General features: G+C 58.6%; 13 protein-coding genes. 7 read left to right on the plus strand and 6 right to left on the minus strand.

What is annotated here, in order from left to right:
* Window positions 1-27: 27 nt before the first annotated feature.
* Complete coding sequence (locus B0E33_RS23345; RefSeq protein WP_077292580.1) at window positions 28-1,680, plus strand: pyridoxamine 5'-phosphate oxidase family protein; 1,653 nt, start codon at window positions 28-30, stop codon at window positions 1,678-1,680.
* Between the two features lie 28 nt (window positions 1,681-1,708).
* On the opposite strand, the gene B0E33_RS23350 is transcribed toward B0E33_RS23345, so the two are convergent.
* Window positions 1,709-2,089: a VOC family protein gene (locus B0E33_RS23350; RefSeq protein ID WP_077292581.1), complete on the minus strand. Its 381-nt coding sequence runs from the start codon at window positions 2,087-2,089 to the stop codon at window positions 1,709-1,711.
* 705 nt (window positions 2,090-2,794) lie between these two features.
* On the opposite strand from B0E33_RS23350, the gene B0E33_RS23355 reads away from it, so the two are divergent.
* Together B0E33_RS23355 and B0E33_RS23360 are read left to right on the plus strand one after the other, a co-directional pair.
* Entirely contained in the window at window positions 2,795-3,925 is a 1,131-nt protein-coding gene (locus B0E33_RS23355) for a type III PLP-dependent enzyme (protein WP_023000938.1), read from the plus strand.
* Window positions 3,926-3,935: 10 nt separating this feature from the next.
* Window positions 3,936-4,487 (plus strand): GNAT family N-acetyltransferase, encoded by a 552-nt coding sequence (locus tag B0E33_RS23360; RefSeq protein ID WP_023000939.1) that lies wholly within the window; start codon window positions 3,936-3,938, stop codon window positions 4,485-4,487.
* Window positions 4,488-4,583: 96 nt separating this feature from the next.
* Here the strand turns inward: B0E33_RS23360 and B0E33_RS23365 are convergent, their stop codons facing one another.
* Complete coding sequence (locus tag B0E33_RS23365) at window positions 4,584-5,345, minus strand: hypothetical protein (RefSeq protein ID WP_077292582.1); 762 nt, start codon at window positions 5,343-5,345, stop codon at window positions 4,584-4,586.
* Window positions 5,346-5,391: 46 nt separating this feature from the next.
* Here B0E33_RS23365 and B0E33_RS23370 point away from each other — a divergent pair, with 46 nt between their 5' ends.
* The 3 genes from B0E33_RS23370 to B0E33_RS23380 all read left to right on the plus strand — a co-directional run bounded on the left by B0E33_RS23370 (window position 5,392) and on the right by B0E33_RS23380 (window position 8,951).
* Complete coding sequence (locus B0E33_RS23370) at window positions 5,392-6,777, plus strand: homospermidine synthase (protein WP_077292583.1); 1,386 nt, start codon at window positions 5,392-5,394, stop codon at window positions 6,775-6,777.
* 175 nt (window positions 6,778-6,952) lie between these two features.
* Window positions 6,953-8,068, plus strand: coding sequence for a helix-turn-helix transcriptional regulator (locus tag B0E33_RS23375; protein ID WP_156912471.1), 1,116 nt, complete (start codon window positions 6,953-6,955; stop codon window positions 8,066-8,068).
* A gap of 313 nt (window positions 8,069-8,381) precedes the next feature.
* Window positions 8,382-8,951 (plus strand): cytochrome b, encoded by a 570-nt coding sequence (locus tag B0E33_RS23380; protein WP_023000943.1) that lies wholly within the window; start codon window positions 8,382-8,384, stop codon window positions 8,949-8,951.
* 51 nt (window positions 8,952-9,002) lie between these two features.
* On the opposite strand, the gene B0E33_RS23385 is transcribed toward B0E33_RS23380, so the two are convergent.
* From B0E33_RS23385 to B0E33_RS31010, 4 genes are all read right to left on the minus strand, one after another.
* Window positions 9,003-10,829 (minus strand): adenylate/guanylate cyclase domain-containing protein, encoded by a 1,827-nt coding sequence (locus tag B0E33_RS23385; protein WP_208997691.1) that lies wholly within the window; start codon window positions 10,827-10,829, stop codon window positions 9,003-9,005.
* Window positions 10,830-10,945: 116 nt separating this feature from the next.
* Window positions 10,946-12,760 (minus strand): adenylate/guanylate cyclase domain-containing protein, encoded by a 1,815-nt coding sequence (locus B0E33_RS23390; RefSeq protein ID WP_077292586.1) that lies wholly within the window; start codon window positions 12,758-12,760, stop codon window positions 10,946-10,948.
* Between the two features lie 172 nt (window positions 12,761-12,932).
* On the minus strand, window positions 12,933-14,471 hold the full coding sequence (locus B0E33_RS23395; protein WP_077293569.1) for a SulP family inorganic anion transporter: 1,539 nt from the start codon (window positions 14,469-14,471) through the stop codon (window positions 12,933-12,935).
* Between the two features lie 74 nt (window positions 14,472-14,545).
* The gene (locus B0E33_RS31010; protein WP_156912472.1) at window positions 14,546-14,950 is read right to left on the minus strand and encodes a hypothetical protein; all 405 of its coding nucleotides are present in this window, start codon (window positions 14,948-14,950) and stop codon (window positions 14,546-14,548) included.
* Between B0E33_RS31010 and B0E33_RS23400 the strand changes: the two genes are divergently transcribed.
* Complete coding sequence (locus B0E33_RS23400; RefSeq protein ID WP_208997692.1) at window positions 14,943-15,611, plus strand: substrate-binding periplasmic protein; 669 nt, start codon at window positions 14,943-14,945, stop codon at window positions 15,609-15,611. The two genes, B0E33_RS31010 and B0E33_RS23400, sit on opposite strands and share 8 nt — an antisense overlap.
* Window positions 15,612-15,738 lie beyond the last annotated feature (127 nt).

The following is a 15,738-nucleotide window of genomic DNA, read 5'->3' on the forward strand; positions in this document are numbered from 1 at the left end:
TCTCGAAGGTACCGAAAGGATTTGACGATGGCTGAGATCGATGAGACTGCAAACCGGACGGTCATTCCTTCTCCGTTTCATGACGGCGAACGCCAGGTGCAGGAACGACTTGGCGACAGGGACGTGGAGCGATGGGCACGTGGTGCCATCCGCGGCTTCATGCCGGATCAGCATCGGGCCTTCTTCGAGGACCAGCCATTCATGATCGCCTCGGCACGCGATACTGCCGGTCGCCCCTGGGCGACAGTGCTGGAGGGCTGGCCCGGATTTGTACGCTCACCCGATCCCGGGTCGTTGACGATTTCAGCGCGTCCTGTCGCAGGAGACGCCCTGGAAGAGGCATTTGTCGAAGGCGCGGATGTCGGGTTTATCGGGATCGAACTCGCGACGCGGCGGCGCAACCGCGTAAACGGGACAGTCGCCTCCGCAGGGTCCGACGGGTTCCGGTTTGCTGTCGGGCAGTCGTTCGGAAATTGCCCGCAATATATCCGGGCACGGGATGTGCGCTGGAGCACGGAAGCTGCCTCGGGAGAAGCTGTTCGTGGATCGCGTCTGAGCGCGAGGCAAACGGCGTGGATCAGGTCTGCCGATACGTTCTTCATCGCAACCGGCTACCGGGGAGAGGGAGATGACGAGGCCTACGGCATGGACGTGTCTCACCGGGGTGGTGAACGCGGCTTCGTGCATGTTCTGGATGATCGCCGGCTGATCTTCCCCGACTATGCGGGCAACAGGTTCTACAACACGCTCGGCAACATTCTGGCGGATGCGCGAACAGGGCTGTTGTTCCTGGATTTTGCAAGCGGCAGCCTGTTGCAGGTGACCGGCCGGGCAACGATCGTTTGGGATGCGGAAGAAGTGGCGAAAGTGCCTGGTGCACGTCAACTCGTGTCCTTCGAGGTCGATGAGATCGTTGAACTGACGTCGGTCTTGCATTTGCGCTGGCAGAAAGAAGCATCGGCAATCCGGTCGTTGAGGCTCGCCGAGAAAATCCGGGAAAGTTCCGACGTGACGTCGTTTGTGTTCGAGGCTCGCGACGAGGGAGCTTTGCCTTCGTTCAAGGCCGGTCAGCATTTGCCGATCGAACTCAGCCTTCCTGCCGGCCATGGCAAGATCCAGCGAAGCTATTCGCTTTCCGGCGATCCGTCCGAAGGCCGCTATCGAATATCCGTGAAGCGCGAGCCGAACGGACTTGTCTCGCGTCTCCTGCATGACGTGCTTCAGGTTGGCGGATACATAGACGCTGGAAGGCCGGCTGGCGATTTTGCGCTGCCGGAGACGAAGGGCCCGGTGGTGCTGGCAAGTGCGGGCATCGGTATCACGCCGCTCCTGAGCATGCTGCATCATCTGGCTGGTGAGGACGGGAGCCGTCCCGTGTGGTTTGTCCAGAGTGTCAGGGATGGCGATCATCATCCCTTCCGGCAGGAAGTCGAAAGCCTGACGGCGGGGAGGCCGAACATTCGGCACGAGATCCGTTATAGCCGCCCACAGACTTCGGACGTTTCAGGTCAGGATTATGATGCGGTCGGCCGGATAACGGCACAAGAGTTGCTGGACTTGTCACCCAAACTGCAGACGCAATATTTCCTGTGCGGTCCGTCTGCCTTCCTGGCTGATCTGAAGTCCGGGCTGGAACAGCTCGGTGTTTCGCAGGAGCGGATCCACTTCGAAGCTTTCTGAGGGCGATCCGGGCGTATCAGTCCGGTCGTCAACCTTCCGGGGTGAAGTCGACATGGATATGGTTGCCGTCCGGGTCCCAGACATTGATGGCAACGGTCCCCGTGCCGGGCTGAACGGAGCGGCGATAACGTTCGCCGCGCTCGTTAAGTCTTGCTTCGAAAGCCTCCAGACCGGAAGCGGTAAAGGCGAAATGTTCCAGTTTCAGCTTGGCTTCGGATCCGGTCGCTTCCGGCCCCTCAACACCGACCAGATGAATGGCTGCATCGTTACCCGCGTAGAGCCAGGCACCTGGAAAGGGAAATTCGGGACGCGGTCCGGGTTCCATCCCGAGAATGTCGCCATACCAGGCGATCAGTTCGTCGAGCCGCGTGGTGCGAAGATTGACGTGGTCTAGCTTTCCGATCTTCATGCGCTGGCCTTTCCCGAGCGGTCCGTTTGGTCCGGTAAGTGGTGATTTGTTGTCTGACCCTCGAGGGCTGGCAAGTCAATGCCAGTCGGCATCCAAGAGACCGGGCAAGGCACCGCGAAACGCCTGCCGGGACTGTCACAATTTTTAGCAAATAGTTAAGGTCGGGCAAGGCTTTCGGCTCTGAAGACCACTCGTCCGGTTCAGCGTGAAAAAAACCTTCTGCAACTGAAAATTTCCTATTGCATCGGGGGGCGAACGGGCGCATATACGCCTTGCCCAAATTCGCACGTGCCCGTGGTCGTCCATGGGATGTTCAACAAGACATCTCTTAAGGGGCCGCTGCCAGACAATCCGCCAAGGGGCGGGGCAGTTGAGATCCGGACGGCTTAAAGCAACGACGTAAGAGGGCTTTTTTGGTCTCTGCCGGGGTTTCCAACCTCCGGCGTCACTGAAGAGGCACTTGTTACATCATTGCCCGACGTGCGGTTCGGTTCTCCCGATCCAATCAACGGCATTTCCCGACGCGGGAAAGCTTTGTGCTGCTTGGCAGTCGCATAGCCCAACCGTCGCTGCAGTCAACCCGGCCTCCGGTTCCATCCCGGGGGAGGCCCGGTGCGCATTGCAGCACCCTGCGACGTGAACGCAGCGCGCACGCCAAGGATTAGCGCGCCTGCGGCTGAGATTGAGAAAGAGGGGAGCCCCCCAATGAGCGACCGTATCCGCGATTTCCTCCGCCGACGTGACGAAGATGGCCCGTGCGTTGTTGTCGATCTCGACATCGTGCGCGACAACTTTGAAGCTTTTGCCAAGTCCCTGCCGGACACCTCCGTCTACTACGCAGTGAAAGCCAACCCGGCACCTGAAATCCTGTCGCTCCTGGAAAGCCTCGGCTCCTCCTTCGATTGCGCCTCCGTCGGCGAAATCGAAATGGTGCTGGCAACCGGCGCATCCGCCGACCGCATTTCCTACGGCAACACGATCAAGAAGGAGAAGGATATTGCGCGTGCCTATCAGTATGGCGTCCGCCTCTTCGCCGTCGACTGCGTCGAAGAAGTTGAAAAAATCGCCCGCGTTGCCCCTGGCTCCAAAATCTTCTGCCGCGTCCTGTGCGACGGTGTCGGCGCCGAGTGGCCGCTCTCCCGCAAATTCGGCTGCGACCCCGAAATGGCGCCCGACGTCCTCGAACACGGGCACCGGCTCGGCCTTGTCGCCCATGGCGTTTCCTTCCATGTCGGCTCCCAGCAAGCCAACCTCACGGCGTGGGATCTCGCTCTCGCCATGGCAGCAGGCGTTTTCCAGGAAATGGCGCTCCGCGGCATCGAACTGAAAATGGTCAACATGGGTGGGGGCTTCCCGACCCGTTACCTGAAGGACGTCCCGGGCGTTTCGACGTACGGCGAAGCGATCTTCCAGGCGCTGTGCAAGCACTTCGGCAACCGTCTGCCGTCCACCATCATCGAGCCGGGCCGCGGCATGGTCGGCAATGCCGGCATGATCGAAGCTGAAGTCGTTCTGATTTCCCGCAAATCCGCAAACGACGAAGTGCGCTGGGTCTATCTCGATATCGGCAAGTTCCACGGCCTGGCCGAAACCATGGACGAGGCGATCCGTTATCCGATCCGCACCCCGCGCGACGGCGACACCACCGCACCTTGCGTGCTGGCCGGCCCGACCTGCGACAGCGTCGACGTTCTTTACGAAAAGACGCCGTACGAACTGCCGGTGAGCCTGTCCATTGGCGACAAGGTGCTGATCGAGGCCTGTGGTGCCTACACCACGACCTATTCCACGGTCGGCTTCAACGGCTTCGCGCCGCTGGCGTCCTTCGTCATCTGAGGCAAGTGCCATGATTGATATTGTGGACGAGGCGCCGGATCACACCGGCGCCCGCGAGGGTCTGCTTGACCTTTGTTTCGGCGAGGACCGCTTCAGGAAAACCTCCGAGCGTCTGCGTGAAGGCCGGCTTCCGGTCTTCGCATTTTCTGCTATCGACGAATCTGGCAAGCTCGTTGGCACGGTAAGGCTCTGGTCTGTGGCGGACCGCAACGGCTCGCAAAGCCTGTTGCTCGGACCCCTTGCCGTCGATCCGGGTTGCCGGGGACTGAAGGTCGGAGATCGCCTGATGCGGCACGCCCTCAACCAGGCTGCCGTGCTTGGCCATGGATCCGTGATCCTGGTTGGCGATCAGCCGTATTATACCCGCTTCGGTTTTGCTGCGGGCCTTCTCGACAAGGTCGGGATGCCGGGACCGGTGGACTATCACCGTTTCCTCGCACTGGAGTTCACTCCAGGGCACATTGACGGCCTGGAGGGTGTGCTTTCGGCATCCGGTGTACTGGATCCGATGGCAGTGCCGGCTGCCCGGGAAGACGTCTTCTCGGTTTCGCAAGCAATTTGAAGCTTTAGACTTGGAGACGGCGGCGAAGTTTTTCGCCGCCGTCTCTTGTTTTTTAAGCACAGGCTTGTTTGTTTAAAAATAACAGGGTTGAGACGGTCATTTGTCTTTCCTTGAACGGGCTTTCATCGAGAAGACTTGAAATTCCTGCAGAAACCAGCCACACCTAACCAAGGCGCAATAAGTGCGCTTTGTTGTTTGAAGGATTTCCCAACGGGCCGGACCCTCTGGAAGCGATGTGGGCGGCATATCGGATAGGATTGGAGTTACGCATATGACCGACGACACCAACGACGGTGCGCCGAAGAAGCCGGCGGTAAAAGCTGCCGCAAAGCCAACAACACGGCGCAAGACCACATCGCGTACGCCTGCTTCCAGAGCCGCATCGGCAAAGCCTGCAAGCTCCAATTCGACACCTGCCAAATCATCGTCGGCGAAGCCAGCAGCAGCCAAGGCTGCGCCCGCCAAACCGGCTGCTGCCAAGGCTGCACCAGCCAAACCCGCTGTTGCGAAATCGGCGACTGCGAAACCGGCTGCTGCAAAATCTCCGGCCAAAACAGCCTCTGCAAAACCTGCTGCTGCGAAACCCGCAACCAAAAAGCCGACAACCTCCGCTACCAAGGCAGCTGACGCGAAAGCGCCCGCAAAGTCTGTGGCGACCACAAAACCTTCGACAAGCAGGACACCGAAACCTGCTGCTGCAAAAACGCAGACCAAGACTGCGGCCAAGCCGGCTGCCAAAAAAGCGGCTCCGGTGAAACCGGAAGCAGCGAATGCTTCTAAGGCGAAGACAGCCGCTCCTAAAGCTTCTGCACCGAAGGCAGCAGCTTCGAAGGCCGCTGAGCCGAAAGCAGGTTCCACAGCATCAGCAGGGGCAGTTCACGGAACGATCACCGGTCCTCTTGTAATGATCGGTCTCGGTTCCATCGGCAAGGGAACGCTGCCGCTGATCGAGCGTCATTTCAAATTCGACAAGAGCCGGTTTACCGTCATCGACCCGGTTGATGGTGATGCCAAGCTGGTGACCGACCGGGGATACCGGTTCGAAAAAGTCGCCCTGACGCCTGAAAACTACAAGGACATACTCACGCCTTTGCTCACGGAGGGCGAGGGGCAGGGTTTTGTCGTTAATCTGTCTGTCGACACGTCATCGCTGGACCTGATGAAATTCTGCCGCAAGCTTGGCGTGCTCTATATCGACACTGTGGTCGAACCCTGGCCGGGGTTCTACTTCGACGACACCGCAACGGCAGCCGACCGGACCAATTATGCGCTGCGTGAGGCCGTACGACGCGAAAAGAAGAAACATCCTGGCGGGACTACGGCAGTTTGCTGCTGCGGCGCCAATCCCGGCATGGTCTCCTGGTTCGTGAAGAAGGCGCTGGTGGATATCGCGACCGATACCGGCGTCAAGTTCAAGGAACCGTCCAGCCAGAAGGGCTGGGCCAAGCTGATGAAAAAGGTGGGTGTCAAGGGCATCCATATTGCCGAGCGTGACACTCAGCGAGCCAAGGAACCGAAACCATTCGGCGAGTTCTGGAACACCTGGTCGGTGGAAGGTTTCCTTTCCGAAGGTTTCCAGCCTGCGGAACTCGGCTGGGGCACGCATGAAACCTGGAAGCCTGCGAATGCCAAGAAGCACAAGAAAGGCTGCAAGGCGGCGATCTATCTGGAACAGCCGGGCGCCAACACCCGTGTGCGGACCTGGTGCCCGACGCCAGGCGCGCAATATGGCTTCCTTGTCACGCACAATGAAGCGATCTCCATCGCCGACTACTTCTCCGTGAGCGACGGCAAGAAGGTCAGCTACCGCCCGACATGCCACTATGCCTATCATCCGGCGAACGTGGCCGTGCTCTCGCTGCATGAACTGTTCGGCTCCGCAGGAAAGGTTCAGGAGACGCTGCACGTTCTCGACGAAAGTGAACTGCAGGACGGCATCGATGAACTCGGCGTTCTGCTCTACGGTCACAAGAAAAACGCCTATTGGTATGGCTCCCAGCTGTCTGTCGAGGAGGCCCGGGACCTTGCGCCGTATCAGAACGCGACCGGTCTGCAGGTGACTTCGGCCGTTCTGGCCGGCATGGTCTGGGCGTTGGAGAACCCGGAAGCCGGCATCGTCGAGACGGACGAGATGGACTACAAGCGCTGCCTCGAAATCCAGCTACCGTATCTTGGGCCGGTCAAAGGCTATTATACGGACTGGACTCCTCTGGAGGGGCGGCCGGGCTTCTACAAGGAAGATATCGACACCAAGGATCCTTGGCAGTTCCGTAACATTCTGGTGCGATAGCGAAAAAGAGCAACCTTTGGTGAATATAGCCGCCGGGTAACTCCGGCGGCTTTTTTGTTGTTTGTTGAAATTCGGAAAGTCGCTGAACGCGAAAACTTTGTGATCTACATAACATTCTTGAAATAGATCTTGGCAGAATATACGTCATAGGGTGCAACCATTCGGCGAGGGTAAGGTGAAAGTCGATCAGGCAAGACTGAACGCTGCCATCCGGGGCCTTTATGAGGCCGCGGTTACGGCGGAGCTCTGGAAGCCGGCCATGGAAGAGGTGACTGACGCCCTCCAGGCAAAGAGTTGTCACTTTTTCTCCAACAACCTGACAGATGCGGGGGACGACCTCTTCGTCACGGTTCGCATGGATCCTGATTTTCACAAGGATTACATGAGCACTTACGCAGAGCTCGATGTCAGGTATCCGCGCATCCTTGATGCACCGGTCGGAAGAGTTCTGCACGGAGATCTTCTGTGGACCGACGAAGAGCGGATGGCCAGCCCCGTCTATCACGAGAACCTGCTTCCTTTCGAACTCTACGAGGTAACTGGCGCCCAGCTCGCTATGCCCGATCGGTTGAGCTGGCTTGGGTTTTCTCTCTATGACGAGGAGCCTTGGGAAAAAGACCAGCTTGAAGCACAGCAGCTGATCCTCGGCCACACCCGGCAGGCCTTGCGGATCCATCTGACACTGGCTGAAGCAAAAGCGAATACGGAAACGCTCGGCAATCTCCTGACAGCACGCGGGCAAGGGGTAATCCTGGTGACCGCAGGGGGCAGGATCGTCTTCGCGAACGATCAGGCCGAAGCCTTGCAGCAAGAACAGGTTCTGAAAATGAGCAGTCGGGGACTTGTCTTCAGGGACAGGGCCTTGAACCAGCGTCTCGCGATTGCACTGGATGCCCTTCACTTCCGTTCGAGCGTTCCTTCCGGCGAGACCGTTACGCTCACCGATACAACGGATCATCAGATCGGCGTCCGCTTCCTGCCCGTTCCCGGAGGGATCGGTGGTGGCGGCTCGATGCTGGCTGTCCTGTGTATTCCACTCCACATGCAGCATGGGCCGGACCCATCTGAGATCAGGCAATTTGCCGGATTGTTCCGCCTGACACCTTCCGAGGAGCTTGTGGTTGGCGCAATCGCGTCCGGGCAGGATCTGTCGCAACATTGCGTTGAGCGCGGCATCTCACTCGATACCGCAAGAAAACACCTTAAGAATACAATGGCCAAGGCCAACTGCCGCTCGCAGAAAGACCTTTTGCGGCTGGTCGAGCGGTTCTGCTTCTTCCGTCTTCGCTGACCTGCGAAGCTCTTGCCATCCGGAATGCCTGACAGATTTATACTGGATCCGTTGTCGCTGATCTTGCCGGACCCGGGCCGCCTTGCGTAGTTTCCCCCGGTTCATGTCAAGACCGTTTGCGCCTGCTGTTCAGGCAGTGTCGCTGGTCACAGGAGGCCGGGAAGGGGATGAGCTAACAAGAGACGGTGACAGGGCTCGTGTCAGGTTCAAACGCTGGTGACAACGGTTGCCATCTACCCGAACCTGACGGGCAGCCGACCGTGAAAGAACCGGGCGCAAAACGAACCCGGGCTGTTGAGGCATAAAAAGGACAATGACAGTGCTGAATTCCATGGAAACGACTTCGCGAACCGATGCGCATCCCCTTGGACCGGAAAGCCGTCATGCCGGAACCACCAGGATCCTGCACTGGATGATTGCCGCTTTGGTTCTGGCGACATGGCCACTGGGTTACGTGATCAAGTTCGTGAAAAGCGATGTGTCCCTGGATTTCTACCTGCTGCACGAAAGTTTCGGCTTTCTGGTGCTCTGGCTGATGCTGGTTCGTGTCGGCAACAAGCTTGTTGCTCGAAAGCCGGCGGAAGAGGGCCCGGCTCTGGAACGACTGGCGGCCAGCGTCGTTCACGGGCTTCTCTATCTGTTCCTGATCGTCATGCCGGTCAGCGGGTTTCTGGCAACAAACGCCCACGGATTTCCGTTGAGCTGGTTCGGACTGGTTCCGGTCTGGAGCCCGATCGGCAAGTCACCAGACATTGCGGGGACACTGTCGGCCATTCATTCCTGGAGCGCATGGGCCTTGCTGGCACTGTTTGCCCTTCACATTGGCGCGGTACTGTTCCACCACGTTCTGAGGCGTGACCGGACACTCTACCGGATCCTGTGAACCGAACAGCCAGTGCTCGGTAGCGCTGGCCGCTTCCTCGTGTGGTAAGCGTCAATCGATCAGCCGCACCACCTCCAGGGGCTCAACTCTGCCTTTTACCTGATGCTGGCCGATGGACCGGTACTCAACGGTGTTGCCAAGTCGCTTGGCGATCTCGCTGGAGACGAGGATCACCACATCGGAGCTGCCGTCGATCTCCTTGCCGAGGCTCTCCAGCCGGGAAGCGGCGTTCACCGTGTCGCCGATGACCGTGTAGTTGACCCGCTCCGGTGCACCGATATCGCCGACCACGAGCGGGCCCATGTGAAGGCCGATGCGAATTCGCACAGGCGCTTCACCGCGGGCAACGCGTGCCGTGTTGTCCGCCCGGATGGCACGGGCCATGCCGATTGCCGCACGGGCCGCAGGCTCTGCTGGATTTTCCAGCCGTTCCGGAGCGCCCCAGAATGCCATGACACTGTCACCGATGTATTTGTCGATGGTGCCGCCTTCCTTTGTGATTTCGGCGCCGAGCAGGGACAGGTGATGATTGACGAAGGCAGCGGTTTCGGTTGCCGTCATGCCTTCGGAGGCCGAGGTGAAGCCGGCAATGTCGGTGAACATAACCGCGACTTCACGTTCTTCCGGCGGCGCATATGCTCGGCCTTCACGCAGGAGTTTCCTGACCAGTGTTTTGGGGACGTACCGGCTGAAAGCGGTCAGGCCGCTGACCATGGAATTGAACCCGTTGGCCAGGTCGTCCAATTCGCGCACGAAGCTGCCTGGCAGGTGCTCGGCAGAGTCCAGTTCAAGATCCGCGACGGCCCTTGCCCCAAGCGCTGCCCGGCGGATCGGCTGGCCGATGCGGTGGGCAAGAAAGCCGGCGCCGATCAGCGACAGTCCGAGAAGGGCGATGCCGATCAGTATCGCATCGCTCAATTGCTCAAGCGGCTGCTCAAGAACCTCCGCCGGAAAATGGGCGCCGATTGAAATCGGCAACCCTGTCGGGCCGAGATCCGGGCTTTGGAGGACGACAAACCGCTTGTTGCCAAGGGCGTCATAGCCGGCACGCATTTCGTGTCCCGGGCGTATCCCGTAGCCTGATGCATCGACTGTTTCGGTCGATTTGAGGGTTTGCAAAAAAGTGTCCGGGACGTTCTCGAGTTCAATCAACGGGCTTGTCGGCGACAGAAGATTGAAGACCTCCGACAACGCAGGATGAGCAATCAGACCGTAGGTCTGCGGGTTGATCATGAACACCTGAACCAGGCCGGTGGAGATGTCGCTTGTGACTTCCGACAAGCGCTCCATGGACATGGCCATCAGGACGAGGCCTTCGTAATCACTGCCGTCAGGGCCGTCGGACAGGATCGGTTGAACGTGAGCGATATAGGTGTGCTGACGCTGAGGATAAAAGGCCGGGCCAGACCAGAAGGGGGCTGTCTTTTCCCTTGAAGACGAGATCAAACCCGCAAGGGCATGCGTTTCGTCAGTCTTCGGCACGAATTGCGGTACCAGAATTCCGTCAGCACGGCCCCGGTCGACCTGGATGAAATTGCCGTTCCTGTCGGCGACGATGACAAAGGAGACATGCTCCATGGCCGATAGCGCACCGAACATGTAGTCGGCGACTTCCTGAGGACGGCGCAACAGGATGCTGCCGGTGGAAAGCGCTGCCGCGGTAAAGGAGCTTGCTTCCTCGACGGCTTCTATCTGGGCGGAAAAGGCCTGCTCCAGGGAGTGCATGCCCGAGTTGATCAGCGAGCCACCCAGGTTGCGCACGACCTTTTCGGACGTGGCTGCCTGAACGATCAGGACAAGCGCAGCGGTGATGAAGACAAAACCACCGATGACCGTCGTGAGCGTCGGCGTTATGTGAAGGCGCCTGTTAAAGGGCAAGTGCTTGGCCTGCGTACTGAATTTCGACGCAATACCCATACCCTGTTAACGTGGCGAGGCAAAGCGTGGGAGACCGGATGAAACCGTGAGGATTGCAACGGATGATCGGCTCGGTGCTAGCCACGCAGCCGAACAACCTCGACCGCTGCCGATTTCCCCTTGACCTTGTGCAGTCCGATGGCCTCCTGCTCGATGCTGCTGTCGAGGCGCTTGGCTATCTCACTGGAGACGAGGATCACAACATCGGCGTCGCCGTCGATCTCCTTGCCGAGGCTCTCCAGCCGGGAAGCGGCATTCACAGTGTCGCCGATGACCGTGTAGTTGACCCGCTCCGGTGCGCCGATGTCGCCGACGACAAGCGGTCCCATGTGAAGGCCGATGCGAATACGCACAGGCGCTTCACCGCGGGCGACGCGTGCAATGTTGTCCTCCCGGATGGCACGGGCCATGCCGATTGCCGCACGGGCGGCAGGTTCTGCCGGATTTTCCAGCCGCTCCGGTGCGCCCCAGAATGCCATGACACTGTCGCCGATGTATTTGTCGATGGTGCCGCCTTCCTTTGTGATCTCGGCCCCGAGCAGGGACAGGTGATGATTGACGAAGGCAGCGGTTTCGGTTGCCGTCATGCCTTCGGAGGCAGAGGTGAAGCCGGCGATGTCGGTGAACAGCACTGCAACCTCCCTTTCTTCCGGTGGGGCATCCGCCCGGCCTTCGCTCAGAAGTTTCCTGACAAGTGTGCCCGGAACGTAGCGATTGAAGGCTTTCAAGCCGCCTAACATGGCATTGAAGCCCTTGGACAGGTCGTCCAGTTCCCGGATGATGCTGGAAGGCAGCGGGGCTACGGTCGAAAGGTTCAGGCCCGCCACTTCTCTTGCCGCGACTGAAGCACGTTGCACCGGTCTTGCAATCCGTCTCGCCAGCAATACCGCGCCAAGCAGGGACAGCACGAGCAGTCCGCCACCAACAAGTAGCGCCATCAGCAGTTGTTTCAGCGGCTGGGAAAGGTACTCGGCAGGAAAGTGAACACCGATCCTGACCGGAAGACCCAAGAGGTTTTCGTTCTTCTGTTCAAGGATCACGAACCGTTCGGCACCGTCAGGGGCAGTGCCGGAATAGACAGCCAGTTTCTCGGAAATGTCGAAGGACTCATTCTTGACCCTCGGCATGTCCTTGAAGCCGGCCAGAAAGGCATCGGGCAAACGATCGACATTCAGAAGAGGCATTTCTTCTGTCAGGTCATCGAAGGATTTGTGAAGGTCGGGATGGGCGACGATTTCGTCTGATCCCTCCTTCATGAGAAAGACGGTTATGTCGTCTGTCGAAACGTGCCAGGTGATCTCGGACATTCTGTCGAGCGACATGCCGATCATCAGGCTGCCACGGTAGGTCTTGCCCTCATGCAGCGGGCGCACAAAGACGTAATAGGTGTGCTCGCGGTTCGGCATGTAGAACGGCTCGCTCCAGAAAGCACCAGACTGCTTTTTCGCGCGTTCCGCCAGCGGAGCCAGGATTGGGATATCCTTTGCCAGATTGACGTTGCCGCCCAGCAGCTTGCCGTCCGCATCGCCCCTGTCGACATCAACGCCTTCGCCATTTTCGTCTACCAGAACCAGAAAGGAGACCTGCTCCATCGGGGCGAGCGCGCCGTAAAGGTAAGACAGGATGAGATCGGGGTCGTCGACCGGCAGTTCCTTGCGCTCATAGGTCAGTCGGGTGAATTCGGCGGTTTCGGTGATGGCATGAAGCTGCTCGACAAACGCTGTTTCGGCTGCATCCATGCCGATATCGACCAACTCACCGCCCATTCTCCTGACGACTTCCGAAGAAGTGACAGCCTGGATGAAGAGGATCGCAGCCGCGGTCACCAGCACGAAACTGCCGATGACGGAGGCAAGGGTCGGTGTGATGAAGAGTTTCCTGCGTGCTGGCACCGTGACGTCCCGATTGTGAGTTGTGTCGTCGTAAGCCGATATCTCTTTCAAATTACGCCGCGCGTAGCAATCGGGGAACTGTACCGGAAGCTTGAAACCTGTTTCAGATACAAAAAGACCCGCACGGGGCAACCGTGCGGGTCTTGGTTTGTCGCGCTTGGAAAAGCGTGCGTCAGGTGGTCTTTTCTGCCCGGTCGAACGTGTGACCGTAGTCCACGGCAATCTCGTAATCCGGATCTTCAAGGACCGAGACTTCGACAAGATCGCCAGCCTTGGCCAGCAGCTTCTTGCAGTCCGGCGACAGGTGGCGCAGGTGCAGGCGCTTGCCAGCAGCAAGGTATTTCGAGGCGAGGGCGTCAATTGCTTCCAGGCCGGAATGATCGACCACGCGGCTGTCGATGAAGTCGACGACGACGTCCTCGGGATCGTTCAACGGATCGAAGAGATCGGCAAAGCCGGTGGTGGAGCCGAAGAACAGCGGGCCGGTCAGACGATAGACCTTCCAGCCTTCCTTGCTGGTGCCGATACGGGCACGGATCCGGCTGGCTGCATTCCAGGCGTAAGCAAGCGCGGAGATGATCACACCGACCACAACAGCGACCGCGAGATCCGAATAAACGGTGACGCAGGTGACAATGACCATCACAAGTGCGTCGATCGGCGGGATCTTGTGCATGATCTTCAGGCTGGTCCACGCGAAGGTGCCGATGACCACCATGAACATTACGCCGACCAGGGCTGCGACCGGGATCCGTTCGATCAAGGGCGAGGCGATGACGATGAAGGACAGCAGGAAAAGAGCTGCGGCAATGCCGGAAATCCGGGTGCGTGCACCGGATTTCACGTTGATCATGGACTGGCCGATCATGGCGCAGCCACCCATGCCACCGAAAAAGCCGGTCACGACGTTTGCCGTGCCCTGTGCAAGGCATTCCTTGGATGCGCCGCCCTTGGTGCCTGTCAGATCGGCCACGAGGTTCAACGTCAGCAGGGATTCAATGAGGCCGATGGCTGCCAGGATCACGGCATAAGGCAGGATGATCTGCAATGTGTCGAGCGTCAGCGGCACCATGGGAATGTGGAAATCCGGCAGGCCGCCGGCGATCGAGGCGAGATCGCCAACCGAGCGGGTGTCGAGGTTGAAGCCGAGCACGAGCGCGGAGACAACCAGAATGCCTGCAAGCGGCGCGGGGAAAGACGATGTGATCTTGGGCAGGAACCAGATAACAGCCATGGTGAGGGCGATCAGGCCGAGCATCAGATACAGCTGGGAGCCTTCCATCCATGTCAGTCCGCCAGCGCCATCTGGAACCTTGAACTGGCCAAGCTGTGCAAGGAAGATCACGATCGCAAGGCCGTTGACGAAACCAAGCATGACCGGATGGGGCACCATGCGGATGAACTTGCCCCACTTCAGCAAGCCCACCACGATCTGGATGAGGCCCATCAGCACGACGGTGGCGAAAAGGTATTCCACCCCGTGCTGGCTGACGAGCGAGACCATCACCACGGCCAGTGCGCCGGTCGCGCCGGAAATCATGCCGGGACGACCACCGATACAGGCCGTAATCAGACCGACAAAGAACGCCGCATAGAGACCTACCAGCGGATTGACGCCGGCAACAAAGGCAAAGGCCACGGCTTCGGGAACGAGCGCCAGGGCAACTGTAAGCCCGGCCAGAAGTTCGGTTTTGATGCGGGACGCATCCATTTTCAACGGTTGTTCAGGCGCAACGGCCTCCGCGCGTGCTGACACGGGCTGCTCCGGATATTTGGTGTGGTTTTTTAGGTCAGCGCCAATCCCTGCCCGGATTTCCACTTTTGACCTGGATCAAGTTGCCATCTTCTAATCGATTTTTTGCAACGCAGCAAGGCGGGCCAGGCAGGAGCAGCCATGCGTTGACCGGGGCTCTTCCTTGATAAGGGGGTGGTGGTTGCCTGTTGAGCCAGTAAAACGCGTGTAAGACAGGAGTTTTCCGTTAAGGAAGAGGAATTGGTTCTTGCTGGATACAATTTACGATGTTGCAATAATACGAGCGATAATATTTGATGAAATTGGGTAACAACTTTAATTTTCTGATTATTTGGGGTTGTTGTTGTGTCAATTTCTCGTATCTGTTGCGTTGCTTTTTCCTTTTTGCTTGCGGTGTCAGCAGGCGCCGCACGCGCGGACGAGATGATCATGGCCACAGATGACTGGCCGCCCTTCCGGATTTCGGAGGGAGATACCTTCATCGGGCTGGATCTGGACCTGATGGACGAAGTTGCCAGGCGCACAGAAGCCGAACTCCGGATTGCCAAACTGCCCTGGGGGCGGGCGCTCACCGAAATGCAAGGGGGCGGCGTCGATGTCATGACCGGGCTGGCTTTCCGTCCGGACCGGGCAGAATATATCGCCTATACCGATACGCCTTATTTCAGATGCACGACCGCCTTCTACACCATCAAGGGACAGGCCGATAAGATCCGGAGCTACGAAGACCTGGCGCCATACCAGGTCGGCTACGTGTTGCATTCGGCCTACTTCGAAAGGTTCGACAAGGACCGGTCTTTGGACAAGGTCGGCGTTGCGCAGGAGCAGATCCTGATCGACATGCTGATGAAGAGGCGTTTCGGTATCATGATCGGTACGGATTGCCAGGTGGACTACCTGATCAAACGCCAGGGGTTCGCCGACAAGATTGAAAAGGCTCCGTATAATCCGGGAAACTCGGTCGACCTGTATCTCGGTGTTTCCAAGAAATCGGGTTGGGCGGCAAAGCTCGATGAACTGAACCGTGTCATCAAGGAGCTTGTCGACGAAGGCTTCATCGACAAGATTGCAAAGGACTATTACGGCACGCACTCCTAGCGTTGCCAACTCCTTTGATCCTTGAAGTCTTTTCCTGACTGGCAGAAGGAGAGACATGCAAGCGCACGTTATTGGTTATTCTCAATAGATTGTACAACCGCATTGCAATCAGCTTGGAAAGTCTGCA

The organism is Roseibium algicola (genome assembly GCF_001999245.1).
Taxonomy (GTDB): domain Bacteria; phylum Pseudomonadota; class Alphaproteobacteria; order Rhizobiales; family Stappiaceae; genus Roseibium; species Roseibium algicola.